Below are 26,051 nucleotides of genomic sequence, written 5' to 3'. Positions count from 1 at the left end.
ATGAGGACGGCCGTCAGTGTCGCAGGGCGACTCAGCGGAGACAAGATCTTTCCGGCATGCCGCTGACCATGCGCGAAGGCATTTCGGGCATGTGGTGCCATAGATGGATGGAATTGCGGGAACTACGCGCATTCGTCGCAGTGGCCGAAGAGGGCGGCCTGTCGGCCGCGGCCCGTCGGCTGCATATCACCCAGCCCGCTCTGTCGCAGACCATGAGCACGCTGGAGCGCCAGCTCGGAGTCGAACTGCTGGTCCGCAGCAGCACCGGCGTACGGCTCACCGACGCGGGGATGACGCTGCTGACCGAGGCGCGCGCCGTCCTGGCGCGGCACGACAGGGCGCTTCACACGATGGCCGCGTATACGACCGACGGCTGCAGGGTCCTCCGGCTGGGAATCCCCCTGGAGCTGCCGTCCGATCTGCTTGCGGCCTCCCTGGAGCAACTCACCTCGGCATGCCCCGAGACCCGCGTGCAAGCCCGTCACCTCTCCACGGCCGCGCAACTGGCCGCTCTCCAGGCCGGCGAACTCGACGTGGGCCTGCTCCGCGAGCGCCCCGCCGGACAGGAGTTCGACGCGCATCTGGTGGCCAGAGAGAACCTCGGCGTGCTTCTCGCCGCCGAGCAGGCCGCCGAACTGTCCGGCCCGGACGGCGTCCGTCTCGACGCACTCGGCGGGCTGGAGTGGGTCGGCTTCCCCCGCTCCGGAAGCCCCGCCTGGTACGACGAGATCACCGCGATCCTGCGCAGCCACGGGCTCAGCCTCGGCCCCGCCGCACCAGACGACCAAGTCCTCATCGCGGAGGTCAAGCTCGCCGCGGTGAACACCGGCAAGGCGTTCGCGCTGGCACCGCCGAACTGGTCACAGCCGCTCCCCGACACCATCACCTGGTCGGCCTTGGCGGGCCATCCGATCGTGCGGCGCACCTGGGCGGTCTGGTCCGCCGAGTCACACCGCCGCGACCTGGCCAACTTCATCGTCGGCTTCGACGAACATCTCCTAAGGCTCTGATCTGGGAAAACCGCTCAAGGCCGGCCTGATGGCGATCATAAGCCGCCGCTATGAACATTCTGGAAGGTCCCTGAGAGCCCTCGCCTTGAACCCCTTGGAGCCGGTCTCGACCGGCTGGTACACGAATCAAACGATCGATCAGGGGTGAAAGCAATGACCGGAGAGCTGTCGGGAACCGGAGCACTGGTGACCGGGGCCACCAAGGGCATCGGACGGGTAACGGCTCAGGCACTGGCCCGGCTCGGTGCCGCCGTGGTCCTCTCAGGCCGCGACGAGCAGCAGGGCAAGCAGGCGGTCGAGGAGATCCGCACGCTGGGTGGCGAGGCCCACTTCGTGGCGGCGGACCTGCATGACGAGGCGTCCGCGCGTTCGCTCGCCAGAAGCGCGACCGCCCTTGTCGGCAAGGTGGACGTGCTGGTGAACAACGCCGGGATCTACCCGTTCGCGCCCACGACTGAAATGACCGAGAAGGACTTCGACGCGGTCTACGGGGTGAACGTCAAGGCTCCTTACTTCCTGGTGGCCGAGCTCGCTCCGGCCATGGCCGAGCGCGGCCACGGCTCGATCATCAACGTCAGCACGATGGTCGCGGAGTACGGCCACGCCGGCTACAGCCTGTACGGATCGAGCAAGGCCGCGGTCGTGCTGCTGACGAAGTCGTGGGCGGCGGAGTTCGGCCCGCGTGGAGTGCGGGTGAACGCGGTGAGCCCCGGGCCGACGCGCACCGAGGGCACCGCTCCCATGGGCGAGAACCTGGATGCCCTCGCGAAGACCTTCCCCGCCGGGCGTCCCGCGCGGCCGGAGGAGATCGTGGAAGCCATCACGTTCCTCGCCTCGCCGAAGTCGAGCTACATCCATGGAACGACCGTCCACGTCGACGGCGGCCGCTGGGCCATCTGACCCGCGCCGTCCTTCAGCGGCCGGCCGTCTTCAACGACCGGCCGCTGTTCCATATGGTGAGACCATCTCTCTCTTATGGTGAGATATAGGTATGGTTGCCAAGTCGGAGGAGAGACGAAGGAGTTTCGATGGATGCCGTCTACACCCACGGCCACGACGAGCCGGTGCTGCGATCACACAGGTGGCGGACGGCCGAGAACTCGGCCGCGTACCTGCTGCCGCACCTCAAGCCGGACATGAAGGTTCTGGACGTGGGCAGTGGACCCGGCACCATCACCGCCGACCTGGCGGCCAGGGTGGGGCACGTGACGGCGTCCGAAGTGACCACTGAGGCGCTGGAACTGGCTCGGGCCGGGGTGACGGGCAGGGGCGCGCGCAACGTCGATTTCGCCGTCGCGGACGTACACGCGCTCGAGTTCGCCGATGCCACCTTCGGTGTGGCCCACGCCCACCAGGTGCTGCAGCACGTCGGCGACCCGGTGCGGGCGCTGCGCGAGATGCGCCGGGTGACCAAGCCCGGCGGCATCGTGGCGGCACGTGACAGCGACTACTCGGCCTTCGCCTGGTATCCGCGGTTGCCCGCGCTGGACGCGTGGATGGCTCTGTACCAGCGGGTCGCGCGAAGCAACGGCGGCGAGCCGGACGCGGGGCGGCGGCTGCTGTCGTGGGCCCACGCCGCGGGCTTCGCCGCCGCGACCCCCAGCTCCTCGACCTGGTGCTTCGCCACTCCCGAAGATCGGGCATGGTGGGGCGGGATGTGGGCGGACCGCATCCTGCACTCGGCCATGGCCCGGCAGGCGCTCGCCATGGGCGCGGCCACGGACGACGACCTCAGGCGCATTTCCGAAGGGTGGCTCGAGTGGGCCGCGGCGGACGACGGCTGGCTGTCCCTCCTGCACGGCGAGATCCTCTGCCGGGTCTGACCGACCTGGGTTCCGTACGTTAGCCTCGACCACGACACCGCGGGAGTCCGGCGCACCGGGCTGAGAGTGTGGCTGGCGCGGCCGCAGACCGCTCGAACCTGACCGGGTCATACCGGCGTAGGGAGTTGGTCTGAAACGATGTCCGAGCCGACCTTTCCGCACGCGAACCGGCAGCCGTTCAGCGAAGAGCTGTGGGACGCCATCGGCCCGATCTACCAGGCGATCCTCGCCCATCCGTTCATCACCGGCCTGGTCGACGGCGCCTTGCCGCGCGACGCCTTCCGGCACTTCGTGGTGCAGGACTCGCACTACCTGCGCGACTACGCGCGAGCCCTGGCGATATGCGCGGCCAAAGCGCCGGCCGAGGGCGACGTACGAGCCTTCGCCGGCGACGCCGTGGGAGCGATCGCCGCAGAGCAGCAGATGCACGGCGCATTCATGGCCGATCTCGGCGGCTCCGCCGAGCAGGCCGCGACGCTGCCCGTGGGGCCGACCACCCGGGCGTACAGCAGTTACCTGCTGGCGACGGTGTACGGCGGCTCGTTCCTGGACGGCCTCGCGGCCGTGCTTCCCTGCTACTGGATTTACGCCCGTGTCGGCGAGGCCCTGCTCGAACGCTCCTCGCCCGACCCGCTCTACCGCCGCTGGATCGCCACCTACGGGGACGAGGCGTTCCAGAGCGTGGTCCGCCGGGTGGTGGCCCTGGCCGACCGCGCCGGGGACGAAGCAACCGACGCTCAACGCTCCCGAGCCCGGGAGCACTTCATCACCACGTCCCGCTACGAATGGATGTTCTGGAACGCCGCCTGGCAACAGGAGTCGTGGCCGATCTGACACCCGAAAGGAGCGGGCCGGAATCGTCCACGCGATAAAGGCGGAAGGCCATAGTGCCGAGCGTGACGACAGGCAAGCGCTTTGGTGTGGACGATGGGCGCTTGGCGGGTGCATATTTCGGCGAGCAGGCGAATGCACTTGGCGTTCTACAGATCGCATGAATATGAGTAAGTATTGCGTTTCATGTGAACGTGACGGATCATTTCGATCATGGGTTGGGCCGCCGCCCGACGGGTGGCGGAACCACGCCGTTCCGTGCTCAGGAAGGACCTTGCATGATCCGTCGAGCCCTCGTCGCCACGGCCCTGGCCGCAACCGCCCTCGTCGCCCTCCCTGTCGGTCCCGCCCAAGCCAGGGCCTGCCCCCTCGGCTACGCCTGCAAGAGCACGTACTACTCCGACAGCTCCTACACCCAAGTGGTCGGGGTATTCGGGGCGACGTGCGACGGCAGCGCGTACAGCTGGGGCGTGAAAACCGTCCACCAGGACTACGTTGAAACCCCCTGCGAGTGATCGAACGCCTGTAGGGGGCGTTTCCGCTGACCCTGCCGGGTTCCAGCCCATTTTCCCGTGACCAGGAAGGGCGGCTCATGATCCGTCGCGTGCTCGTCGCCACGACCCTCACCTTCAACGCGAGCCGCTGCGGCTGAGCGAAGGCGTTCGTCCGGCGGGGTCGCGCACCAGCGGCCCCGCCGGTTTTGGTCGAGTAAATAGGGCCGCTCCCGCTATATCGCGGCCGCCTGCTGGGTTCTGATGGTGTTGATTCCAGTCCCCGTAGTTGGCTTTCAATGAAAGCCCTTAGGCGGGCACCCATTTCGCCGGCGAACGCTTCTAGCGTCTCAGTTCGCAGCGCTGGATCATCGGAACCGGGCCGCTGCACAAAGCGATTCAGAGTAGCCGAACGAGATATATACGCGAAATGATCAACAATGCCGGGGCGGTAGCCGACGGGCGGCGGGTCGCGTCAGGCGGGCGCCTCGCGAAGCTGGTCGACGCGGACGCCGCGCAGCAGCAGTTCCGACGTGACCGCGGCGGCGATCATGCTCAGGGCGAGCACGGCGCACGCCACGGCGATGACGGGCACGGGCACGAGCGAGTAGTCCAGCGGAGGCGTCACAGGGATATCGGCGAACTCGGGCACGCGCGGCAGTGCGGCCCATGCCGCGACCAGGCCCGCGAGTATCCCGGTCAGCGCTCCCCACGACAACGTGATCGTCTGCTCCAGCAGCAGCGCCGTCCGCAACGGCCGCACGCGGGCGCCCGCCGCCTCAAGGGCCGCCATCTCGTAGGTACGCCGCCGCGCCGCCGCGTGGAGTGCCAGTACGGCCCGGCCGAGCGCGAGCAGGGCGGCGACGCCCGCCGAGATGATGAGCAGAAGCAGCGCGAGGCCGGGTCCCTGACTCGTGTAGGCGGCGACGAGGTCGTCCAGCGTGCGCGTGGCGAGGACGGGGACGCCGTCCCTGCGCAGCGCCTCGCGCACCTCGGCCCCACGGCCGGGAGCCGCCCAGATCTGGAACTCGGTCCGCGAGGAGTAGCCGTAGGCGACCCGGTCGGCCGTCTCCAGGTCCACGACCACCCCGGGGGCGTTCAGGCCGGGAAGGGCCCGTGTCGTGGCGACGGACTTGTAAGCGGAGAAATAGACGTCATCCAGGCCGGGCAGCCTCTGGCCCGCCGCCGTTCCCGACGACAGCCCGGGCATGGGGTCGGGGAAGGTGTCAGGCCTGCTCACGCTGAAGTTCGGGTCGAAGGAAAGGGGAAGCCCGCCGTCCGAGGTCGCGGAGGTCGAGGTCCATCTGTTCGGGTCGTCGAGCCCGGCGTCGACGGTGGTCCACCGGCCGTCGCTCCGCGTCTCGAGTTTCGTGAGGAGCGCACTGCCACTCGGCCGGTCCTCGAAGTTCGTGCCGGTGTCCCCCATCACCTCCAGGCGCAGGCCGCGCAGCTCGCACGGTGCGGTGAGGCAGCCGCGCGGCAGGCCCCACTCGTACAGCGTGGTCCGCGCGTCCGGCCTGGCGAGCGGGATCGCGGCAGGTCTGGTCTCGCCGGCTACCCGGAAATCGGCGTAGAGGTTGGCGCTCCAGCCTTCGGGCAACGGCGACGTGGTGATGTGGGCGCGGATCCGGTCGCCGGACAGCATCACCCTGGGTGCCGCCACACGGGGGGTGAGTTTCGCCACCAGCCGGCTCAGTGGCTGGTCGTTCCCGTACGACGGCCGCCAGAGCGCGACCGAGGCGAAGCGGGCGGGGTCGGTGGCGAGCGTCGTGGGAGGACCGGGTGTCACGATGACCGGGGCCGTGCCCGGAATGGCCGCGGAGATCTTCCCGAGCGTCGCCGTGTCGGTCCTGGGAACGACGAAGACGGTCTCGGCGCCGTTGTGGACGCGCGCGACCTCCTGGTAGTTGCGCGAGGTCACCGACCACGCTGCGACCGCGAAGACCGCGAGCCCTAGACCCGCGGCGAGCACGACCACCGAGCTCGCCGTGGCCGAGCCGCGCGAGATCTGGCGCATGGCGAGGAAGGCGCCGATGTTCCCGCGGGTCCGGGTGAGCCGGAACAGGGCGCGGCAGGCGAGCGGCAGGATCCGTCTGGCGATCATGGCGAGCGCCACCGCGAGCAGGCCCGGCGCGACGAGGGCGCTCGCGCGCTGGCCCGTCGTATCGGTGATGGCTCCTCCCGCGACCAGCTCCGCAAGCCCCACGGCGGTGATCGCGAGCACCACCCCGTCGACGACCCAGCCCCGGCGGTGCGAACGGGGCGTGCGCCGCCACTGCTCGACGACGGGCTGCGTCACCGTCTGCCTGGCCGCCAGCGCCGTGGCCAGCAGGCCGCCGAAGACGGCGGCCACGCCGCACAGGACGGTGAAGCCGTCGACGGTGACCTCCAGATCCTTACTGAGGAGCGTCTCGCTCATCCGCTGGACCACCGCGAAGCTCGCGGCGAGCCCGAGAGGCAGCGCCGCGAGGAGGAGGAAGGCGGGCTCGGACAGGCCGAACGCCCAGATCCGCAGGGTGGGCAGGCCGCGCAGCCTGGCCAGTGCGATCTCCTGCGCACGGGCGGCGACGAGGTCGCGGACGGTGAGGAACATCAGGAGCCAGCCCAGGGCCACGAGCTGGAGCGTCACCAGGGTCGTCGGCACCGACAGAGAGTCGAGGTGCCGGTGGACGGCTGCCAGCATGTCGTCCATGTAGCTGAAAACGGTGGTGGTCTGTCCGCTCCGCCCGAGGCCGCGCAGTTCGGCCTGGATGGACTCCAGCAGCGCGAGGTCGTCGCCGGTGATCTTCTGCGGGTCGATGTAGACGATGGCGCTGCTGACCCACGACTCACCGGGAACGCCGATGACGCCGCCCGTCGCGGTTGCGCGCTTCAGCTGGGTGTCCGGCACGGTGAGGAGGGGGTCGCCGTTGCCCTCGGTGACCCCGGCCGTCTGCGGGAACAGACTCCGCCCGTACCAGAGGGGGTCGGCCGCGTCGGTCTCGTAGACGCCGACCACGTGTAGAGGGGTGAGACGCGGCTCGTCGGAGTCGGGCTCGCGCACCAGGGCCAGCTTGACCGTGCCGCCGACCTTGAAGCCCGAGGCCCCGGTGACCATGATCTCGTCGGCCGCCTCCGGGCACCGGCCCTCGACCAGCGTCACGTGGTCGCACTGGCCGTCGACCCACATCAGAGGGTAGGTCCTGGTGGCCCTGTCGTTGGGGCTGAGCAGTTCCGCCCCCTCGATGGGCGGAAGCAGGAAGGGCGCCTTGACGTGCTCCACCAGCCTGCCCGCGGAGTCCGTCACGGAGGTGACGCGCCAGCCGCGGTGATCGAGGAGCGCGTGGTCGAGCGTCTCACGCATGAGCGTGGTGCGGGCCGCATCGGTGTACATCGGGCCGAGCGACCCGGCGACCACGGGGAGGATCGCGACGACGAGCACGATCAGCGACAACCAGCGGCGGCGCCACAGTCCGCGGAAGATCACGGCTCGGCCCGCCTGAGGACGACGCCGTCCGGCAGCGGCTCCACGCGCACCATCGAGCCGGGAGGCAGCAGTTCGTGATATTCGGGGGGCAACTGGACGGCGCCCTCTCTTCCGACCACCACGAAGTCCTCTCCGCCTCTGCCTTCGGCGCCGATCCGCCCGTCCCTGATCGTGACGGTGCGGCCGGTGGCCTCGCTGACCCTGACGTCGTGCGTCACGACCACGGACGTCGTCCCGAGGTCCCTGATGAGCTCGATCACGGCCTGGCCGGTGACGGCGTCGAGCTGACTCGTCGGCTCGTCGGCCAGCAGCAGTCGCGGCCGGTTGGCCAGTGCGATCGCGACGGCCAGCCTCTGCTGCTCTCCCCCGGACAACCGCCCGGCCGGCTTGTCGCGGACGGCGGTCAGCCCGACCCGGTCGAGCAGGTCGCCCGCCGGCCTCCTGCCACGCCGTCTGACGGCACGCTGCGCGAAGGTCACGTTCTGGACGGCGGTGGCGTACGGGATGAGGTTGCGCGCCGGGTTCTGCAGGACCACTCCGATGTCCGCGGCCCTCAGCCGATCCAGGGCGCGCGGGCCCAGCTTGCCGATCTCGGTGTCGCCCAGCCAGAGCCGTCCGGCGCTCGGCCGCAGCAGCCCCGCGAGCAGCCACAGCAGCGTCGACTTGCCCGCGCCCGAAGGCCCGAGGAAGGCGACGCTCTCCCCCTCCTCGATGACCAGGTCGATGTCGCGCAGGGCCACAACCTCGATCTCCTTGGTCTTGTAGATCTGCACGACGCCGTCGCAGCGCACCGCCGGTGTCATCGGACACCTGCCGTCGACCGCAGTTCCACGACCCGGTCGCAGCGATCGGCCACCTCGGGGTCGTGCGTGGCGATCACGAGTGCGGCGGGCGCCGCCATCAGCGCATCGAGGACCAGCATGCGGTTGACCTTGTCCTGCTCGGCCGTCGGCTCGTCGGCGAGGATGACAGCCGGCGCCAGGGCGAGGGCCCGGGCCACCGCGACACGCTGCTGCTGGCCGCCGGACAACTCCTCGATGAGGTGGTCCGCGTAGGCGGTGAGCCGCATGCGTCCCAGGACGTCCGCCGCCTCGGCTATCGCCTCCCGGGGCGGGCGGCTGGCCGCCCTGAGGGCCACCTCGATGTTCTCGGCGGCGGTCAGCAGCGAGACGAGCCCGTACGACTGGAAGACCAGGGCAAGGTTCCTGCGCAGCGACGGCTGCTCATCGAGGGCCACAGAACCCACGAGGACCCGTCCGGCGGAGGGCGGGATGAGCCCGCCGAGTGTCGTGAGCAGGGTCGTCTTCCCTGAGCCGGAAGGGCCCATGATCGCTACCCGTTCGCCGGGCATGATCTCCAGCGACAGGTCCGACACCACTTCTCTGCCGCCGGCCCGGCAGGCGAGCGACTGGCAGGACAGGGCTGGCTGGGGCAACATCGGCCTCCCCCTGATGCGACACCATCGCGTGGCCCGTTACGCGAAACAATCGGATAGATCACCTTGTGCGCTTCGCCGACCCTAAGCCGGAGAAGATCACAGAGGTGTCACGATCGCCAGACAGATCGAAGGGCCCCATGCTCAGGCGTGACGGCACCAGGCGAGCCGAGAAGTCCGCGCTGAACAGCATGCTCGGTTCCTGCTGACGCACTCACGACGAGCGGTGAAGCGGCCCTCTCCATTGATTGATGGAGAGGGCCGCCGCCGTGCGGGCCGTGGTCAGCCACCGACCGCCTTGAGTACCGCCTCCGCGATCGACTGCGGGTCGACGCCGAAGTGCCTGCGCACGGCCTCCCTAGTGTCCGAGAGCCCGAACCCGTCGGTGCCGAGAGACGTCCACGGGCGGTCGATCCACGGCCGGATCTGGTCGGGCACGGCCCGCATCCAGTCGCTGACCGCGATCACCGGCCCCTCCGTTCCTGCCAGGGCCTGCTGCAGGTACGGTACGCCGGTCGTAGCCATGGCCTCCCTGCGCAGCTCACTCCATGAGGTGACCGACCAGACGTCCACGCCCACGCCGTACTCCTCCTGGAGCAGCCGCTGGGCCTCCAGCGCCCAGTGGATCGCCGTGCCGCTGGCCAGGAGGTGCGCCTGGCCGCCCCCGGCGGAGAACCGGTACATGCCCTTGATGATGCCCTCCGCCACGCCCTCGGGCATCGCGGGCTGGGGCAGCGGCTCGTTGTAGACGGTCATGTAGTAGAACACGTCCTCGGCCGCCGGGCCGTACATCCGCTCGAGCCCGTTGCGCACGATCGTGGCGACCTCGTACGCGAAGGCCGGGTCGTACGCCAGGCAGGCGGGGTTGGCGGAGGCGAGCAACTGCGAATGCCCGTCCGCGTGCTGGAGGCCCTCTCCCGTCATGGTCGTGCGGCCCGCGGTCGCGCCGACGAGGAACCCGCGGCCGAGTTGGTCGGCGAGCGCCCACATCTGGTCGCCGGTCCGCTGCCAGCCGAACATCGCGTAGAAGATGTAGAACGGGATCATCGGCTCGCCGTGCGTGGCATAACTGGACGCCGCCGCGGTGAACGACGCCATCGAGCCCGCCTCGGTGATGCCCTCGATGAGCATCTGGCCGTCGGTCGCCTCCTTGTACGCCAGCATGAGCTCGCGGTCGACGGACTCGTACCGCTGGCCGAGGGGAGAGTAGATCTTAGCCGTGGGGAACAGCGACTCCATGCCGAACGTCCTGGCCTCGTCGGGCACGATCGGCACCCACCGGCGCCCCGTCTCCGGCTCCCGCATCAGGTCCTTGACCAGCCGGACGAACGCCATCGTGGTGGCGATCGGCTGTGCCGAGCCGGCCTCGAGCCGGCTGAAGGGCCGATCGCCGGGCAGCGCGAGCGGGTGGTGGGAGACGGTCCGGCGGGGGATCGGGCCGCCCAGCGCGCGGCGCCGCTCGGCCACGTACCGGGCCTCGGGCGAGTCGGGGCCGGGGTGCAGGAACGGCGGCAGCTCCTCGCTGAGCGCCGCGTCGGAGACCGGCAGGCCGAGGCGGTCGCGCATGGCGCGGAACTCGTCCTGGGTGAGCTTCTTCATCTGGTGGTTGGCGTTGCGCGCCTCGACGCCCGAGCCGAGCGTCCAGCCCTTGACCGTCTGGACCAGGATCACCGTGGGGCCGCCCCGATGGTCACGGGCCTGACGGTAGGCGGCGTACACCTTGCGCGGCTCGTGGCCCGCCCGCGAGCCGGCGACGATGCGCCGCAGGTCCTCGTCGGAGTACGCCCGGGCGATGTCCAGCCCCTCGAACAGATGGCTCCTGATGTAGTCGCCGGTCGAGGCGGCGAAAGTCTGGAACTGGCCGTCCGGCACCTCGCCGAGCCTGGCCACCAGCTCGTCGGAACGGAGAAGATCGTCCCACTCCCAGCCCCACAGCGCCTTGACCACGTTCCAGCCGGAGCCCCTGAAGACCCCTTCCAGTTCCTGGACGATCCGGGTGTTGCCGCGTACGGGGCCGTCCAGCCGCTGCAGGTTGCAGTTGATGACGAAGGTGAGGTTGTCCAGCCCTTCGCGGGCGGCCAGCGTGAGCGCGGCCGTGGACTCGGGTTCGTCCATCTCGCCGTCGCCGAGGAACACCCAGACGTGGCTGTCTGAGGTGTCCTTGATCCCGCGGTTGTGCAGGTAGCGGTTGAACCTCGCCTGGTAGACGGCGTTCAACGGGCCGATCCCCATTGAGACGGTCGGGAACTGCCAGAAGTCCGGCATGGCCCTCGGGTGCGGGTACGACGGCAGGCCGCCCGCGGTCTCACGCCTGAACAGGTCGAGCTGCGCTTCGCTCAGCCGCCCCTCCAGGAACGCGCGGGCGTAGATGCCGGGGGACGCGTGGCCCTGGAAGTAGACCTGGTCGTGGCCCGCGTGGAAGAAGTGGTTGAAGCCGACTTCGTACAGCCACGCGGCCGAGGCGTAGGTGGCCAGGTGGCCGCCGAGCCCCAGCTTGCTGCCCCGGCTGACCATGACGGCCGCGTTCCAGCGGTCGTAGGCCGCGATGCGCTCCTCTAGCCCGAGGTCTCCCGGGTAGGGAGGCTCCTCCGCTGTCGGGACGGTGTTGAGATAGCGCGTGCTCGTGGCAAGCTTTCTCAGCAGGAAATCGGCCCGGTCGGGGCCTGCCGCCCGCCGAACCGCCTCAAGCGATTCGAGCCATTCGGCGGTCTCCTGGGGATCCAGATCTGTCTCCATAAATCCATTAGACACCATACAACCCGTTATCCAATGATGGGATCTTTATATTTTGGCGTCCGGCCCCTCTTGGCGCGGGGATCGACAGCTGCGCTCAAGACGGCGCCGTCACGTTCCCGGATTCGATCGGGAGCCGGCCTGTTCGATGGCCGAGCGAGAGTCATGGCCGTCCTGCTGGACGGCCATGGCCTGGCGGAAGTCCTCGTCCGCGTGCTCGATGGCCTCCAGTCGCACGGTCTCGCGCCGGAAGAGCGCCGCCAGGGCCCAGTCGGCCAGCACGGCGGCCTTGTGCCGGGCCGTCGGCACCCAGCCCAGGTGGTACGTCCGGTGCGCGAGCCACCCGAGGAACCCGGTGAGCTTGATCCGGTACACCTGGGCGACCCCCTGGTGATGGCCGAGGCCGGCGACCGAGCCGAGGTAGGCGTGCCGGTACGGCTTGAGCCGCTTGCCCCTCACGTACGCGATGAGGTTGCGCCCCAGCAGCTTGCCCTGCCGTACCGCGTGTTGGGCGTTGGGCGCGGTGAACTGTCCCGGGCGGGTGAGGTCTGGTACGGCGGCGCCGTCGCCGGCCGCGAACGCGTCAGCGACGCCCGCAATCGTCAGGTACTCAGTGGTGATGATCCGCCCGATGCGGTCCACCGGCAGCCCGCTGGTCGCCGCGAGCGGGCTCGGCCGTCCACCCGCGGCCCACACGAGGGTGCCGGCGTCGATCTCGGTCCCGTCCGAGAGCACTGCCACCCCGCCGGACGCAGACGTCAGCCGGGCGCCGAGCCGCACGTCCACGGCGCGCTTGCGCAGCGCGTCCACGGTCCAGCGGCCGAGATCCTCGTGCAGTTCGGGCAGGATGCGATCGGTGGCCTCCACCAGGGTCCAGCTCAAGTGGGAAGGCTGGATCCCGTCGTGGTAGCGCAACGCCGCGTCGGCCAGCCCCTGCATTTCGGCCAGCGCCTCGACGCCGGAGAACCCGCCCCCGACCACCACGAACGTCAGCGCCCTGCGCCGTACCTGCTCGTCGTCGGTGGACGCCGCCGCCGCGAGTTGGGCCAGCACGTGATTGCGCAGGTGCACGGCCTCACCGATGGTCTTGAAACCGACGGCGTGCTCGACCAGCCCCGGGATGGGCATCGCGCGAACGATCGACCCGGCCGCCATGACGAGAATGTCGTACGGGATCGTCCTGGCCGGGCCCTGCACCGGCTGGAACTCCGCACTGCGCGTCTCATGGTCCACCCGCGTGATACGCCCGGTCAGCACCCGCACGTCCTTGAGCACCTGCACGAGCGGAGCGGCCACGTGGCGCGGTTCGATCGCGCCGCCCACCGCCTCGGCGAGGAATGGCTGATAGGTCATGTAGCCGCGCGAGTCCACCACAGTGACAACCACCTCGCCGCGGCGGACGAGCTTGCGCAGCCTCATGGCGCTGTACATGCCGACGTATCCGCCACCGACGATCAGGATGTGCTTCCTCATTGTCCCGTCTCCTTGCGTTCCTCACTGATAAAGACGGGACAGCAGGGCATTTTGTGACATATTTCGGGAAATCGATTCGCGCGCCACTGCGCTCCTGTCGGGCATGGCTGCGGAGCTCGACCCGGTCCAGCTGCGGACCAGAGCTGGGATCCTCGCCTCGACCTCCGGCGCTGGCGGTGGCTTCTCCCGGGCCAGACCGCCCAATCAGATAAACCTCGTAGTCACAGGCCAGGCGGCCCGTCACTCAAGGCGTGCCCGCATCCACTCGTTCAGCCCAACGAACCGTCTGGGCTGCGCCAATCGGCGTACCCGCAAGGTGAGGACATGGACAAACCCCTGGCGGAGTAGCGGTGCGAGCGCCTGATCCTTCCCGAACCTGGAAAGAAACCGGGAGCTGAGGCGAGGGAGGGGTGGCTTGGGATGCAGATCGTCGTAGATCTCACTCGCTGCCAAGGCTATGCGCAGTGCGTGTTCCTCGCGCCGGAGGTGTTCGAGCTGCACGGGGAGGAGGCGTTGCTGTACAACCCAGCCGTCCCCGATGACCAGCTCGACCGCGTACGCCAGGCCGCGGCGGCGTGCCCGGTCCAAGCCATCCTCCTGGGTGAGGAGGTGAGCGCCGGTGCCCGATGACCTTCGGGAGGGCCGCATCGTCATCGTCGGCGCGTCGCTGGCCGGGCTGCGGGCCGCCGAGACGCTGCGGGAGGAAGGCTTCACCGGTTCCCTGACCGTGATCGGAGATGAGCCCCATCCGCCCTACGACCGCCCGCCGCTGTCCAAACAGGTGCTACTCGGGAGGATGGCGGCGGACGCGGCCGCACTGCCGATGCGCCGTGACCCCGACGCGGAGTGGCGGCTCGGGGTGCGCGCCACCGGGCTGGACCCGGTTGGGAAGCAGGTGCTGCTGGCCGACGGCGAGTCGGTGACCTACGACCGGCTGCTGATCGCCACCGGGACCCGGGCGCGACCCTGGCGCAACGCCGACGAGGCCGCCCTCGACGGAGTGTTCACCCTGCGCACCCGCGACGACGCCGGGCGCCTGACCGAGCGGCTGGCTGCCGGACCGCGCCGGGTTCTGGTGATCGGCGGGGGCTTCACCGGCTCGGAGATCGCCTCGGCCTGCCGGGAGCGGGGCATCGAGGTCACACTCGCCGAACGCGGCCCCGGACCGCTGGTGGGCGCGCTCGGCGGCACGCTCTCGATGCTGGCGGCCGGTCTGCAGCGGGCACACGGCGTGGACCTACGCTGCGGAGTGACGGTCACCGCGCTGCGTGGGAATGGCCGGTTCACCGGTGCGGACCTGTCCGACGGCAGCCGCATCGACGCGGACGTGTGCGTCGTCGCCATGGGGGCGGTCCGCAATACCGAGTGGCTGGCGGAAGCAGGGCTGGCCGCGGGCCCGCGCGGGGTCGCCTGCGACGCAGGGTGCCGCGCCTTCAACATGTACGGGATCGTCACCGACGACGTCTTCGTGGCCGGCGATGCCGCCCGCTTCCCGCACCCGCTGTTCGAGTACCAGATGCTCTCCTTGGAGCACTGGGGCAACGCGGTCACGCAGGCCGAGGTCGCGGCACACAACATGGTCAGTCCGGAGCCGGCGCGGCGCCCGCACCTCGCGGTCCCGGTCTTCTGGTCGAGCCAGTTCGGGCTCAACATCAAGTCCGTGGGCGTCCCCACATTCTCCGACCAGGTAGTCATCGCCCAAGGCTCGCTCGACGAACGCCGGCTGGTGGCGGTCTACGGCTACCGGGGCCGCATCACCGCCGCGGTCACCGTGAACATGGCCAAGTGGCTCGAGTACTACCAGGGCCTGATCGAGACCGCCGCTCCTTTCCCGCCTGGGCCTGGCGCGGCCGACGGTCGCCCGCTGGTCGCCGCGTTCCCGATCCCCTCCAACGTGCCGGACCCCAAGGGGCTCTTCCACGGTCCCACCGTCGCGCTCACCGGTTACCTGCCCGACCGCCGGCTGACCGTGGTACGGCCCGCCGACTGACCCCTTGTGTCTCTTCCCAGCTACGAGGAGCCCCGCATGGCCATTGACACTCTGCTGGAACGGATCAATGACTACGCCAACCGGCCCGACCCCTACCCGCTGTACGCGGAACTCCGCGAGGCGGGGGTGGCGCGGCAGACGGACGGAAGCTACCTGATCGGCGCGTACCACGACATCATGGCCCTGCTGCACGACCCCCGCATCAGCGCGGACCGCCGCAACCTCGCTGCCCCGTACCGCGGCCTGCCCCAGGAAGAGGAGCAAATCTCCCTCATCGTTCTCGACGACCCCGAGCACCACCGGCTGCGCAGCCTGGCCATGCGGCCGTTCGGGCCGCCGCACAGCCCAGGCCGTCTGGACGCGATGCGTGACGAGATCGCCCAGATCGCCGAGGAACTGATCGAGGCGTTCGACGGCCGTGCCCGGATCGACATCGTCGATGACTTCGCCTATCCGCTGCCCGTCTCCGTCATCTGTCGACTGCTCGGCGTACCGCGCGAGGACGAGCCCGTCTTCCGCGAGTGGTCCGCCACGATCATCGATTCCGCCGACATCAAGCCTGGCGCGGATCCCACCGAACGCCGGCGAGTCGGCGGCCGGGCACGGGTGGAGATGGGCCGGTACCTCGTGGACCTCGCCGAGCAACGCCGCGGCCACCCTCGTGACGACATGCTCTCCGCGTTCGTCAACGAGCCGGACCCGGCCGGACTGCTCACCCGGGAGGAGCTGGCGGCCACCGCCGTACTACTGCTCATCGCCGGACACGAGACCACGGTCAACCTGATCACCAACGGGGTGCTCACCCTGCTGCGCCATCCCGGCCAACTGGAACGGCTGCGCCGTGAACCCGAACTGCTACCCAACGCGGTTGAGGAACTGCTGCGCTACGAGCCCCCGGTCCACATGCGACAGCGCACTCCTCTCGCCAACATCGACGTCGCGGGCACCACAGTCCCCAAGGGCGTACCCCTGGTGCTCATGCTGGCTTCAGGCAACCGTGACCCCAACCGGTTCCGCGACCCCGAGCGCTTCGACCCCACCCGGCCAGACAACCAGCACCTCGGCTTCGGCAGCGGAATCCACCTCTGCTACGGCGGACCGCTCGCCCGTATCGAAGCCCAGATCGCGCTCGCCGCGCTGATCCCCCGCCTCGGCACCACGACCCTGGTGCAGGATCCGCCCCCCTACCGGCGCAGCGCAATGCTGCGCGGACCCCGCCACCTCCCCATCGAGCTCTGACCGCTCGTACGTGCACCGGACCCTCCGGGGGCGTGCCGCCGCGAGCGTGGCGCGTGAGAGGTGTAACTCGGCGTCGAAAGCGGTCCAGACTCACGAGCCCGTTCGACGAACGCACGGATCACTTTAAGGTCCTGGGATGCAGCGGCCTGCGAAACTCAGGGCTGGAGCATGAGAGATGCGCAGTGTTCGGCGATCATCATCGCGGGGGCGTTGGTGTTGCCTCCCGTGATGGACGGCATGATCGAGGCGTCGGCGACGCGCAGGCCCTCGATGCCGCGCACCCGAAGTTCCGGATCGACCACCGCCCGCTCGCCGACGCCCATCCGGCACGTGCCGACCGGGTGGTACACCGTCGTGGCGCGGTTCGGCACTTCGGCGGCCAGGGCGGCCCGGTCCGGGTAGGCGGGGCCGGGGGCGAGCTCGCCGGTCACGTCGGCAGAGATGATCTTATTGGCCATCACGTCGCGGACGAGGTCCATCCCGTCCAGAAGCAGCCTGCGGTCGTCCGGCTCGGCGAGGTAGGCGGGGTCGATGACCGGCGGAGCCGTGGGGTCGGCGGAGGAGAGCCGGAGAGTGCCCCGGCTCTTGGGGTAGATCAGCGTGGCCATGAGGGTGAGGGACGGGCGCGGGTCGACCTTGTGCCTGATGGGGGCGTCCTGGTTGGGGCCGGGGTATCCCCATGGAAGCGCGTGGATCTGGATGTCCGGGACATCGCCGGAGGCCATGGAGCTGCGGACGAAGCCGACGGCCTCGAAGACGCTGCGGCTCACCCAGGTGGTGCCGCCGCGCAGCGTCTCCCTGATCAGCCCTGCGGCGAAGTACCGCGCGGTGCCGCTGTTGCGGGCCGACTTCATGAGATACGTCATCGGGACGAACATGTGGTCGTGCAGGTTGTCGCCGACCGGCAGGTCTGCGACGACCTCGATGCCGTGCTCGCGCAGGTGCGCGGCGGGGCCGACGCCTGAGAGCATGAGGAGCTGCGCCGAGCCGAACGTGCCGGCCGCGAGTATCACCTCCCGGGTGGCCCGGATCGTCCGGTGTCCCTCCTTGGTGATCACGTCCACCCCGGTGGCCCGGCCGTTCGCGAGCACGACGCGAGTCACCAGGCAGCCTGTCTCGATCTTGAGGTTCGGCAGGCCATGGCCGTCCAGGTACCCGACCGACGAGCTGTAGCGCAGCCCGCGGTGGGCGCTTTGCTGGAAGAGTGAGGCGCCTTCCTGGTGCTCGCCGTTGTAGTCGTCGTTCTTCACGACGCCCGCGGTGTCGGCGAGGGCCTCGATGAAGGTCTGCGCTGCCGGGGTGATGTCCTTGGCGCGGGTCACCTGGATCGGGCCGCCGGATCCGCGCAGGTCGGTGCCGCCGTCCTCCCAGTTCTCCATCCGCTTGAAGCTCGGCAGGACGTCGGCGTAACTCCAGCCCTGGCAGCCCTCGGCCGCCCAGTCGTCGTAGTTCCGGCGGTGGCCGCGCACGAACACCATCCCGTTGATCGACCCCGAGCCGCCGAGCACCCGCCCACGGGTCTGCGGGATTCTGCGGTCCAGCGCGGCGGCCTGCGGGCTGCTGTAGTAGCCCCAGTCCAGCCGCTTCTTCAGCTCGGGGATGTTGTGGAACACGGCGATCAGCCCGGGTTTGCGCACCAGTCTCGACCGGTCGGATCCGCCTGCTTCCAGCAGAATGACGCGGGCCCCGGTGTCGGCGAGCCGTCTGGCCAGCACACATCCGGCACTCCCGGCCCCAACGATGACATAGTCGGCGGACTCATCCATGTGGCCCTCGCAAGCGACGATGAACGACCACGACACCGCAGCCAGAGCGAATGTACTCCACAAGCTAAACGCTTGGTCAAGATGCTGATCGTTATTGGAACGGATGGGGCCCCAGAAAGACCACGTCTGCCACGACCAGTTCGACCCGCACCGCTCAAGGATTAGCTGATAACCCCGTGTTACGGGCCACCGGAACCAAGCGATGCGCGTGCCACTTCGACGATTCCCCCGACGACGGCCTGCATCGCTGCGACGTCGCTTGCCCCGCCAAGCGAACCGCTACAGCCGATTGCAAGTTATGAGCTCGGCCATTGCCTGCTGGTGATTCTTGATGACTTGCTGAATCAGATGCTCGCGTCGCTTCTCTCGTTCGCGTTCATTGGTGGCCAGCACGTAACGCACGCCCTGATGGACCGCGACCCCGAGAATCACCACCGTGCCGATCCCGTGCCATCGCGCTCAGGCCCAGCAGGCCGCCGAACCCCAGGGCCGCCAGACCCGAGGTGATTCCCGCCCCGCCGAGGCCGGAGACGCTGATCACGCGCGGCGTCCGCAGCATGCCTGTCAGCACGCGAAATTCGCACCAGATCGCGCACCAGCACCGTGAACACCGGCTCGCGCTGATCTTCCTCGAGGAGGTCGTGCAATTCCCTGGACAGCTCCACCGTGGCGTCGGGGACCCCTGCGTCGCGTTGCGCCCCAGTGATTTCACTGCGCAACTCCGATCGCGCTTCGCCGTCGAGACCGATCGTCGATGCGAACAAATACAGATTCGCGATCTCGCGAGGATCGAGAAGGGCGTCGGCCAGCGCCAAGCTCACCAACACTCGGCAATAGAGCAACTTCGCGTCGACGCTGAACGCGGATAAGTCAGCGGAAGTAACTTGCATCGGGCGCAGGATCAGAAGGTGATGGACTTGAACTCCCTGGTCTGGTCCGTGATCGCACGCTCCGTCGGAAGCCGCTCAATGGAGGAGGCGCCGAAGAAGCCCACCACACCCTCCGTGTGCTCAAGGATGTACTGAGCGTCCGCCGGCTCGGCGATGGGCCCGCCGTGGCAGAGCACGAGGATGTCCGGGTTCACCTTCTTCGCGGCGTCGTGCATCTCCTGGACCCGCCTGGCCGCCTCCTCCAGAGTGATGGCCGTCGTCGCGCCGATGGTGCCCTTGGTGGTCAGGCCCATGTGCGGCACGAGAAGGTCCGCGCCGGCTCTGGCCATGGCGGCGGCCTGGTGGGGGTCGAAAACGTATGGCGTCGTGAGCAGGTCGCGCTCGTGCGCCGCGGCGATCATGTCGATCTCCAGGCCGTACCCCATCCCCGTCTCCTCCAGGTTCTGCCGGAAGACGCCGTCGATGAGGCCGACCGTGGGGAAGTTCTGCACGCCGGTGAACCCGATCCGTTTGAGCTCGTCGAGGAACGGCCCCATGAGCCGGAACGGATCCGTGCCGTTGACGCCCGCAAGGACGGGGGTGTTCTTGACGACGGGGATGACCTCGTTCGCCATCTCCAGCACGATCGCGTTGGCATCGCCGTACGCGAGCAGCCCGGCCAGCGAGCCTCGCCCGGCCATGCGGTAGCGCCCGGAGTTGTAGACGATGAGCAGGTCGATGCCCCCGGCCTCGGCCGACTTGGCGGAAAGGCCGGTACCCGCGCCTCCGCCGATGATCGGCTTGCCGGCGTCGACGGTGGCGCGGAGCCGGGCGAGTGCTTCCTTGCGGTCCACGATGCGTCGTCCCTCCCGATCTGTGCGTGGTCGTGCGCTACCCGGGACGCGGGTCACGTGCCCGTGATGAGGTGGTGCAGGCGGTCGGCGGCCGCCCTGCCGAAACCTGGGTCGTTGATCGCGGCATCGACGTCATGGACGGACACCGCGGAGCCGGCGAGTCCCTCGTGGATCGCGGCGAAGCAGGCCGCGTCAGCCTCGGGGTCGTAAAACGGCCCGCTTGCGACGTCGATTCCGGAGACCCCCTTGGTCGGCAGGCAGACCTCCGCCGGCCCGGTGGCGCCGCGAAGCTTGGCGGCGATCCGCCGGCCCAGCTCCGCCATCTCGTCCGGCGTCGTCCGCATGAGCGTCACGGTGGGGTTGTGAATGACGAAGGTGCGGCCTTCGTACCTGTCCGGGATGGTCTCGCGCGGCCCGAAGTTGCACATGTCCAGCGCGCCGACGCTGACCACCTGGGGAATCCCCGCCCTGCCCGCGGCCTCCAGCCGCAGCGGTCCAGCTGAGAGCACGCCGCCGAGCAGGTCGTCGGCCAGCTCGGTGGTGGTGAGGTCCAGCACCCCGGCGAGGAAGCCGTCGGTCACCAGGGATTCCATGGCCCGTCCACCAGCACCGGTGGCGTGGAACACGAGGACCTCGTAGCCGAGCTCGGTCAGCCTGGCCCTGGCCTCGTCGACGGCGGGAGTGGTCAGGCCGAACATGGTGGCGCCGACCAACGGCCTGTCGTGGTGCCCCTCTTGCGCCGTGATTCGGCTCTCGTAGGCGGCCGCCATGGCGGCGATGCCGGCCACGGCGTTTCCCAAAGTAGCGCGGGAGATCTGGTTGATGCCGGCCACATCGACCACCGAGGGCATGAGGGTGACGTCCTTGGCGCCCACGTAGGGCCGTACGTCGCCGGCGGCCATGGTGGTCACCAGGAGTTTGGGCACGCCGACGGGCAGCGCCTGCATCGCCGCGCCGGCCACGGAGGAACCGGAGGAACCTCCCACGCCCAGCAGGCCGTGGAGCCTTCTTTCGGCGAAGAGCCGTGACACGACGGCCGTGGCGCCCGCGCTCATGGCCGCCATGGCGGCGCCGCGGTCGTTGCCGGCCCGCAGGACCTCCAGATCCTTCCCTGCGGCGGCGGCGACCTGCGCCGGGCCGACGTCGGCGATCCCCCCACCGTCGGAGAAGGTGCCGACGTCGATGCAGGTGGTGGTCACGCCGTACTCCCGCAGCCGGTCGCGCAGCCAGATGTACTCGGCGCATTTGGTGTCCAGGGTGCCGACAAGGACGACAGCGGCCATACCGATCCCACCCTTCTGAGCAGAGCCAACAGCACCTTTTGGAAACAATCCGTTCGTCCCCTGTTGGGCGAAATGGATGCCCTAGTCCATCTCGCACGAGTCAGGCAGAGAGGTTGATCTCCGACCCGACTAGTGGAACAGGGATTTTGCATGCCATTCAGGACAATTCTCCTAAACGGCAAGGAAGTAACCGCCGAGTATCAGGCGATCGGCTCGGGCGCCTCTGAGAGCTCCGAAATCCTGCTGTACTGGCTGCGCGAGCAGTTCGGACAGCACGGACCCAGATTCGGCTGTGGCCTGGCCCAGTGCGGTGCGTGCACGGTGCTCGTCGACGACGTGCCCACGCGCTCGTGCGTCGTCCAGCTGCACACGGTTGAGGACTTGGCGGAGGTGCGCACGCTCGACGGCCTGTCGCACGATGAAAAGGACCCCCATCCTCTTCAGCGTGAGTTCGTCGAACTGCAGGCCGGCCAATGCGGCTTCTGCATCAACGGCATGATCATGGGGTCGCTGGGCTGGATCGAGGGGCGTATAGCGGGTGGCGACCGTTCGGTTCCCTCCGAGGACGAGGTCAAAGCCTTCCTGTCGGGTGCGGCACCCGGCAACACGCGGAACTACATCTGCCGTTGCGGCACCCACACGCGCATCGTCGCCGCCATCCGCTCGGCCGCCGAGGAGATGGCCCGATGAACACGCAGACGACCCGGCGGCAGTTCCTCCTCGGCAGCGGCGCCATCGCCATCGGCTTCACACTGGCAGGACCCGCGAAGGCGGCCTCGGCCGCGTCCCATGACCGGGACGGGCTCGTGCGGGTGACAGCGGCGGGGGCGCCGGCGGACACGACACAGTCGTGGCTGGTCCTCACCGACAAGGAGATCACGGTCTACAGCGGCAAGGTGGAGCTGGGCACCGGCGTCCAGACCGCGTTGACCCAGATGGTCGTGGAGGAACTCCGGCTCGGTGTGGCCGATGTCGGATGGGTGCAGGGCGACACCCTGCTGAGCGTCAGTCAGGGCGTCACCGCCGGCTCGAAGACCGTCCAGAACGGTGGCATCCAACTCCAGCAGGCGGCGGCGACCGCCTACCAGGAGCTGTTGCACCGGGCCGCCGCATATTTCAAGGTCGCTCCGGAGCAGCTGGCGGCCGAGAACGGCAGGTTCTACCTGAATGGCCGGCCGTCCGGGCGCAGCGTGACGTACAAGAAGCTCCTCAAGAGCGGGGTCACCGTCCGGCCGGTCGATCAGACCGTGCCGCTCGTGGCGGCCGAGGACTACGTCGTCGTCGGGACGAGCGTGCCGCGGGTCGACCTCCCGGCCAAGGCGAACGCGACCTTCCGGTTCCTGCACGACGTGAAGGTGCCGGGCATGCTGCACGGGCGGGTGGTGCGGCCCTCCGGGCGCAACGCCACGCAGCCCGTCATCGGCGGTCTCGACCGGGCCAAGGCGATCGCGGGCTTCGTCGACGTCGTGCAACGCGACCGGTTCATCGGCGTGGTGGCCACGTCGGAGTGGGCCGCGTCCGCCGCGGCCTCGTCCAGGACCGGTATAACGGTCAGCTGGACCAGCGGGGCCAAGTTGATCCCTCAGGCCGACCTTCCGACCGCGGTCCGCGACCCGGCCAACCACTACACATCGGTGGTCGAGATCGATGACGACGTCGCCCCGATCCTCGCCGGCGCCGACAAGGTCCTGAGCTCGCAGTACTTCTCCCCCTTCCACATGCACGCCGGGATGGGCGCCTCCAGCGCCGTCGCCGACGTCCGTCGGACACCGGACCCGGAAACGGGTGTCCAAGCGACCATCTGGTCGGGCACCCAGGATGTCAACGCCCTCGCCGGCGCGATCGCTCCGCTGCTCGGACTCCCGCGTTCCGCCGTCCGGGTGATCTACGTGGAAGCCACCGGGTGCTACGGCCACAACGGCGCCGACGACTGCGCCGCCGATGCCGCCGTGCTCTCTCAGGCGGTCGGCAAGCCGGTGCGCGTGCAGTGGACCCGGCAGGACGAGCACGGCTGGGAGCCGCTCGGCGGAGCTCAGGCGCACGACATGCAGGGTGCCGTCGGCCCCGACGGCATCATCGCCTGGTCGCATCTGAACTACGCGGCGACCGCGAACAGCAGGCCGGTCGCCGGTGTCCCGGGCACGCTGCTGGCGGGCGCGCTCATGGGCCTGTTGCCGGCGCCGCTGCCGAGCACCTCGGTGGACACGTCGGGACGCAACGCGCCCGTGACGTACGGCTTCCCGCAGCGGGTCGAGGCCCGCCTCCTCAAGAGTTTCGAGACGACCGGTCCGGCGTCCGCCGTGGCGGCGAGTCCGCTGACGTACCGGATCCCCCGCACGACCGCCCTCCGATCTCTCGGCGGCTTTTCCAACAGCTTCGCCAACGAGTCGTTCTTCGACGAGCTGGCCCACGCCGGCGGCCACGACCCGCTGGAACTGCGGATCGCCTCGCTGACCGACCCTCGCGCGGTCGCGGTCTGCGAGGCACTGCGTCCGATGTGGCGCGGACGGCCGGCCGGTGGAGACGGCACGGGCGCCGGTGTCGCGTTCCAGCAGTACGAAGTCGTCAACGCGTACGCGGCCGCCTATGTCGAGGTGCGGGTCGACCCCGCGACCGGCAAGGTGACCGTCACCCGCGTGGTCGTCGCGCACGACTGCGGCCTCATCATCAATCCCGACGGGCTCCGCAACCAGATCGAGGGCAACGTCGTCCAAGGCATCGGACGCGCCCTCAAGGAGCAGGTGTCCTACACCGACGACCGCATCACATCGGTGACCTGGCAGACGAACGCCTCCAACCCGGGATACGAGGTGATGCGCTTCAGCGACGTTCCGGCCATCGAAACCATCCTGATCAACCACACGGACAAGCCGCCGCTGGGTGCCGGTGAACCGGCGATCGGCACCATCGGCGGAGCGATCGGCAACGCGATCTTCGCGGCTACCGGCAAGCGCATCCGCACTCTGCCGTTCACCCCCGATCGTGTGAAGGCGGCACTCGCCGAATGACCGCATTGCCCACGGCTCCGCGGCCACGGCGGGGCCGTGGGCATCTGCAGGCGACACCCGTGATCGCCGGACTTGTCGGTCTGCCCGAGTACGGTGCCCTCACCACTCCCTTGGGAGAGTCGATCAGCCGACACGTGAGGATCCCCGATGACGGACAGTGACTTCCCGCTGCCTGAAGCGCTTGCCCCGTTGTTTCGCGGCGGCGCCGCCGGCCGCAGGCTGGACGTCCCGCTGCCCGATGGGCGCCTCATGACGGCGGACTCGTCCCCCGCACCGGTTTTCTGGATGAGCAACCAGCCGATCGACGGTGCCACCTGGGCGGCCTTCCGCGCCCGGCACCCTCAGTCGGGACTTTGGCCCTTGCTTCTGCTGCACGATCTCGACGGCGCCACCGACCGGCCATGGGAAAGCGGCGAGCTCACGCCCGAATCCGCCGCCGAGATCGACGCGTACGACGCGGCGGACCACATGGCGGACGAATGGGCCGAGTGGGTGGAGGAGGAAGACGACGAAGGGACCGACGACTTCGAGGATCTCGAGCCGTTCGGCCCCGAATGTCCCGGCCTGGCCCCGCCGGGCGAGCCCTCTGCCGACCCGGGCGAAGCCGCCGACTGGTACGCCAAGCAGCTCGACGGGCAACACGGGCATCTCGGCCTCGTGGCGGCCGACCGCGGCGCGGACGCCCTCACGGTGATGGGCTGGACGGGCCCGTGCAACCATCAGGAGACCCCGCCCCTGTCCGCGATGTTGCGCAGTTGGGAGAGCCGCTTCGGCGCCCGTGTGGTCGCGGTCGGGTTCGACACCCTCTACGTCAGCGTCGCCGCTCCTCCCACGACCATGGAGCACGCGCTGCACGTCGCGGCCGAGCACTTCACCTTCTGCCCGGACAACATCCAGCAGGGGCACAGCCCGTACACCCTCCGGGCTTACGCCGAGCGGTTGGTCGGCGTCAACAGCTGGGCCTTCTGGTGGGACTGAGGCTCGGACCATGCTCCTGCGGAATGCTTCGCCACGACGCGGCGTTGGCCGTCGGAGACACGACCACGGACCGTCGGAGGCTTCAGCATGCCCCACACCAGAGAGCTCTACCTCACGGCGGCCGCGTCGGCGGCGAGACTCCTCGCCTCCCCCGAGGTGGCCGCCGCCTGGCACGGGCCGAGCGCGTTGCCGAAACTCAGCGTCCAGGGTCTCGCCGGTCATCTCGCCGGGCAGATCTTCTTCATCCCCAAGGTGCTCGCCGAACCGGTGCCCGTCGAGCCGATCATTCCGATCCACGAGTACTACACCCGGGTGAGCTGGATCGGGTCCGATCTCGACGATCCGTTCAACGTGCTCATCAGGACGAGCGGGGAACAGGACGCGGCGGACGGCCCCGCCGCGTTGGCCGGCCGGGTCGACGCCGTGGTCCGGGAACTGCGTGAGGTGCTGCCGGGGGCGCCCTCCCGGCCGGTGCGGCGTCCCACGTGGGGGCCGTGGGCGATCAGCCTCGACGACTTCGTGACGAGCCGGCTGCTGGAGATCGTCATCCACTGCGACGACCTGGCCTACAGCGCCGGGATCCCGACGCCCGAGCTGCCTGCCGAGGCCGTCGAGACCGTCGTCGATCTGCTGTCGCGCATCGCGCTGCGCCGCCACGGCGCGGTCAACGTCGTCCGCGCGTTCAGCCGGGCCGAACGCGCGCCCGCATCGGTCTCGGCGCTCTGACGCACCCCCCGTGCGGCCCCGCCCCGGACCGCCGGACCCTTGACGGCGTATGTCACAGTATCGGCGTAGCTCTCGT

21 protein-coding genes and 1 riboswitch are annotated in these 26,051 nt (G+C 69.4%); of the genes, 12 read left to right on the top strand and 9 right to left on the bottom strand.

The window, feature by feature from the left end:
- Window positions 1-107: 107 nt before the first annotated feature.
- The 5 genes from Pth03_RS29795 to Pth03_RS29775 all read left to right on the top strand — a co-directional run bounded on the left by Pth03_RS29795 (window position 108) and on the right by Pth03_RS29775 (window position 4,179).
- Window positions 108-1,010 carry a LysR family transcriptional regulator gene (locus Pth03_RS29795; RefSeq protein ID WP_203947743.1) on the top strand — a complete coding sequence of 301 codons (903 nt, stop codon included), beginning with the start codon at window positions 108-110 and terminating at the stop codon, window positions 1,008-1,010.
- A 153-nt stretch (window positions 1,011-1,163) separates the two neighbouring features.
- Window positions 1,164-1,910 (top strand): SDR family NAD(P)-dependent oxidoreductase, encoded by a 747-nt coding sequence (locus Pth03_RS29790; protein ID WP_203947742.1) that lies wholly within the window; start codon window positions 1,164-1,166, stop codon window positions 1,908-1,910.
- Between the two features lie 128 nt (window positions 1,911-2,038).
- Window positions 2,039-2,833 (top strand): class I SAM-dependent methyltransferase, encoded by a 795-nt coding sequence (locus Pth03_RS29785; RefSeq protein WP_203947741.1) that lies wholly within the window; start codon window positions 2,039-2,041, stop codon window positions 2,831-2,833.
- A gap of 29 nt (window positions 2,834-2,862) precedes the next feature.
- Window positions 2,863-2,974, top strand: a riboswitch (TPP riboswitch).
- On the top strand, window positions 2,972-3,667 hold the full coding sequence (gene tenA / locus Pth03_RS29780) for a thiaminase II (protein WP_203947740.1): 696 nt from the start codon (window positions 2,972-2,974) through the stop codon (window positions 3,665-3,667). Its footprint overlaps the riboswitch before it by 3 nt.
- 275 nt (window positions 3,668-3,942) lie before the next feature.
- Entirely contained in the window at window positions 3,943-4,179 is a 237-nt protein-coding gene (locus Pth03_RS29775) for a DUF6289 family protein (protein ID WP_203947739.1), read from the top strand.
- Window positions 4,180-4,630: 451 nt separating this feature from the next.
- On the opposite strand, the gene Pth03_RS29770 is transcribed toward Pth03_RS29775, so the two are convergent.
- The 5 genes from Pth03_RS29770 to Pth03_RS29750 form a co-directional block, all read right to left on the bottom strand.
- Window positions 4,631-7,621: an FtsX-like permease family protein gene (locus tag Pth03_RS29770; protein ID WP_203947738.1), complete on the bottom strand. Its 2,991-nt coding sequence runs from the start codon at window positions 7,619-7,621 to the stop codon at window positions 4,631-4,633.
- Entirely contained in the window at window positions 7,618-8,424 is an 807-nt protein-coding gene (locus Pth03_RS29765) for an ABC transporter ATP-binding protein (protein ID WP_203947737.1), read from the bottom strand. The genes Pth03_RS29770 and Pth03_RS29765 overlap by 4 nt, the downstream gene beginning before the upstream one ends.
- Window positions 8,421-9,059: an ATP-binding cassette domain-containing protein gene (locus Pth03_RS29760; protein WP_203947736.1), complete on the bottom strand. Its 639-nt coding sequence runs from the start codon at window positions 9,057-9,059 to the stop codon at window positions 8,421-8,423. The genes Pth03_RS29765 and Pth03_RS29760 overlap by 4 nt, the downstream gene beginning before the upstream one ends.
- Before the next feature lie 279 nt (window positions 9,060-9,338).
- Window positions 9,339-11,792 carry a pyruvate dehydrogenase (acetyl-transferring), homodimeric type gene (gene aceE, locus Pth03_RS29755; protein ID WP_239119466.1) on the bottom strand — a complete coding sequence of 818 codons (2,454 nt, stop codon included), beginning with the start codon at window positions 11,790-11,792 and terminating at the stop codon, window positions 9,339-9,341.
- 108 nt (window positions 11,793-11,900) lie between these two features.
- Complete coding sequence (locus Pth03_RS29750; protein WP_203947734.1) at window positions 11,901-13,262, bottom strand: NAD(P)/FAD-dependent oxidoreductase; 1,362 nt, start codon at window positions 13,260-13,262, stop codon at window positions 11,901-11,903.
- Window positions 13,263-13,682: 420 nt separating this feature from the next.
- Between Pth03_RS29750 and Pth03_RS29745 the strand changes: the two genes are divergently transcribed.
- The 3 genes from Pth03_RS29745 to Pth03_RS29735 are packed head-to-tail and all read left to right on the top strand — an operon-like array spanning window position 13,683 to window position 16,491.
- Window positions 13,683-13,892: a ferredoxin gene (locus Pth03_RS29745; protein WP_203947733.1), complete on the top strand. Its 210-nt coding sequence runs from the start codon at window positions 13,683-13,685 to the stop codon at window positions 13,890-13,892.
- A complete protein-coding gene (locus Pth03_RS29740; RefSeq protein ID WP_203947732.1) occupies window positions 13,882-15,252 on the top strand; it encodes an NAD(P)/FAD-dependent oxidoreductase in 1,371 nt (456 codons plus the stop codon). Before Pth03_RS29745 ends, Pth03_RS29740 begins: the two co-directional genes overlap by 11 nt.
- A gap of 36 nt (window positions 15,253-15,288) precedes the next feature.
- Window positions 15,289-16,491 carry a cytochrome P450 gene (locus tag Pth03_RS29735; RefSeq protein WP_203947731.1) on the top strand — a complete coding sequence of 401 codons (1,203 nt, stop codon included), beginning with the start codon at window positions 15,289-15,291 and terminating at the stop codon, window positions 16,489-16,491.
- Window positions 16,492-16,646: 155 nt separating this feature from the next.
- On the opposite strand, the gene Pth03_RS29730 is transcribed toward Pth03_RS29735, so the two are convergent.
- The 4 genes from Pth03_RS29730 to Pth03_RS29715 all read right to left on the bottom strand — a co-directional run bounded on the left by Pth03_RS29730 (window position 16,647) and on the right by Pth03_RS29715 (window position 21,263).
- Entirely contained in the window at window positions 16,647-18,257 is a 1,611-nt protein-coding gene (locus Pth03_RS29730) for a GMC family oxidoreductase (protein WP_203947730.1), read from the bottom strand.
- A 428-nt stretch (window positions 18,258-18,685) separates the two neighbouring features.
- Window positions 18,686-19,147: a hypothetical protein gene (locus Pth03_RS29725; protein WP_203947729.1), complete on the bottom strand. Its 462-nt coding sequence runs from the start codon at window positions 19,145-19,147 to the stop codon at window positions 18,686-18,688.
- 11 nt (window positions 19,148-19,158) lie between these two features.
- Window positions 19,159-19,980 carry a phosphoenolpyruvate hydrolase family protein gene (locus tag Pth03_RS29720; protein WP_203947728.1) on the bottom strand — a complete coding sequence of 274 codons (822 nt, stop codon included), beginning with the start codon at window positions 19,978-19,980 and terminating at the stop codon, window positions 19,159-19,161.
- 53 nt (window positions 19,981-20,033) lie between these two features.
- On the bottom strand, window positions 20,034-21,263 hold the full coding sequence (locus Pth03_RS29715; protein ID WP_203947727.1) for a Tm-1-like ATP-binding domain-containing protein: 1,230 nt from the start codon (window positions 21,261-21,263) through the stop codon (window positions 20,034-20,036).
- 132 nt (window positions 21,264-21,395) lie between these two features.
- On the opposite strand from Pth03_RS29715, the gene Pth03_RS29710 reads away from it, so the two are divergent.
- From Pth03_RS29710 to Pth03_RS29695, 4 genes are all read left to right on the top strand, one after another.
- Complete coding sequence (locus Pth03_RS29710) at window positions 21,396-21,953, top strand: (2Fe-2S)-binding protein (RefSeq protein ID WP_203947726.1); 558 nt, start codon at window positions 21,396-21,398, stop codon at window positions 21,951-21,953.
- Window positions 21,950-24,271: a xanthine dehydrogenase family protein molybdopterin-binding subunit gene (locus Pth03_RS29705; RefSeq protein WP_203947725.1), complete on the top strand. Its 2,322-nt coding sequence runs from the start codon at window positions 21,950-21,952 to the stop codon at window positions 24,269-24,271. The genes Pth03_RS29710 and Pth03_RS29705 overlap by 4 nt, the downstream gene beginning before the upstream one ends.
- A gap of 147 nt (window positions 24,272-24,418) precedes the next feature.
- Window positions 24,419-25,249, top strand: coding sequence for a DUF4253 domain-containing protein (locus Pth03_RS29700; RefSeq protein WP_203947724.1), 831 nt, complete (start codon window positions 24,419-24,421; stop codon window positions 25,247-25,249).
- An 87-nt stretch (window positions 25,250-25,336) separates the two neighbouring features.
- Window positions 25,337-25,975: a maleylpyruvate isomerase N-terminal domain-containing protein gene (locus tag Pth03_RS29695; protein WP_203947723.1), complete on the top strand. Its 639-nt coding sequence runs from the start codon at window positions 25,337-25,339 to the stop codon at window positions 25,973-25,975.
- The last annotated feature ends 76 nt before the right edge of the window (window positions 25,976-26,051 follow it).

Source organism: Planotetraspora thailandica (assembly GCF_016863335.1).
In the GTDB taxonomy this organism is placed as follows: Bacteria; Actinomycetota; Actinomycetes; order Streptosporangiales; family Streptosporangiaceae; genus Planotetraspora; species Planotetraspora thailandica.
This window is presented reverse-complemented; position numbering and strand designations above follow the sequence as displayed.

Bases quoted from the DNA above. Each gene is read 5' to 3' on its own strand.
- Pth03_RS29750 (WP_203947734.1), bottom strand. From the start codon at position 13,262: ATGAGGAAGCACATCCTGATCGTCGGTGGCGGATACGTCGGCATGTAC.
- Pth03_RS29795 (WP_203947743.1), top strand. From the start codon at position 108: ATGGAATTGCGGGAACTACGCGCATTCGTCGCAGTGGCCGAAGAGGGC.
- Pth03_RS29765 (WP_203947737.1), bottom strand. From the start codon at position 8,424: ATGACACCGGCGGTGCGCTGCGACGGCGTCGTGCAGATCTACAAGACC.
- Pth03_RS29790 (WP_203947742.1), top strand. From the start codon at position 1,164: ATGACCGGAGAGCTGTCGGGAACCGGAGCACTGGTGACCGGGGCCACC.
- Pth03_RS29695 (WP_203947723.1), top strand. From the start codon at position 25,337: ATGCCCCACACCAGAGAGCTCTACCTCACGGCGGCCGCGTCGGCGGCG.
- tenA (WP_203947740.1), top strand. From the start codon at position 2,972: ATGTCCGAGCCGACCTTTCCGCACGCGAACCGGCAGCCGTTCAGCGAA.
- Pth03_RS29785 (WP_203947741.1), top strand. From the start codon at position 2,039: ATGGATGCCGTCTACACCCACGGCCACGACGAGCCGGTGCTGCGATCA.
- Pth03_RS29725 (WP_203947729.1), bottom strand. From the start codon at position 19,147: ATGCAAGTTACTTCCGCTGACTTATCCGCGTTCAGCGTCGACGCGAAG.
- Pth03_RS29760 (WP_203947736.1), bottom strand. From the start codon at position 9,059: ATGTTGCCCCAGCCAGCCCTGTCCTGCCAGTCGCTCGCCTGCCGGGCC.
- Pth03_RS29705 (WP_203947725.1), top strand. From the start codon at position 21,950: ATGAACACGCAGACGACCCGGCGGCAGTTCCTCCTCGGCAGCGGCGCC.
- Pth03_RS29730 (WP_203947730.1), bottom strand. From the start codon at position 18,257: ATGGATGAGTCCGCCGACTATGTCATCGTTGGGGCCGGGAGTGCCGGA.
- Pth03_RS29745 (WP_203947733.1), top strand. From the start codon at position 13,683: ATGCAGATCGTCGTAGATCTCACTCGCTGCCAAGGCTATGCGCAGTGC.
- Pth03_RS29775 (WP_203947739.1), top strand. From the start codon at position 3,943: ATGATCCGTCGAGCCCTCGTCGCCACGGCCCTGGCCGCAACCGCCCTC.
- Pth03_RS29715 (WP_203947727.1), bottom strand. From the start codon at position 21,263: ATGGCCGCTGTCGTCCTTGTCGGCACCCTGGACACCAAATGCGCCGAG.
- aceE (WP_239119466.1), bottom strand. From the start codon at position 11,792: ATGGAGACAGATCTGGATCCCCAGGAGACCGCCGAATGGCTCGAATCG.
- Pth03_RS29700 (WP_203947724.1), top strand. From the start codon at position 24,419: ATGACGGACAGTGACTTCCCGCTGCCTGAAGCGCTTGCCCCGTTGTTT.
- Pth03_RS29735 (WP_203947731.1), top strand. From the start codon at position 15,289: ATGGCCATTGACACTCTGCTGGAACGGATCAATGACTACGCCAACCGG.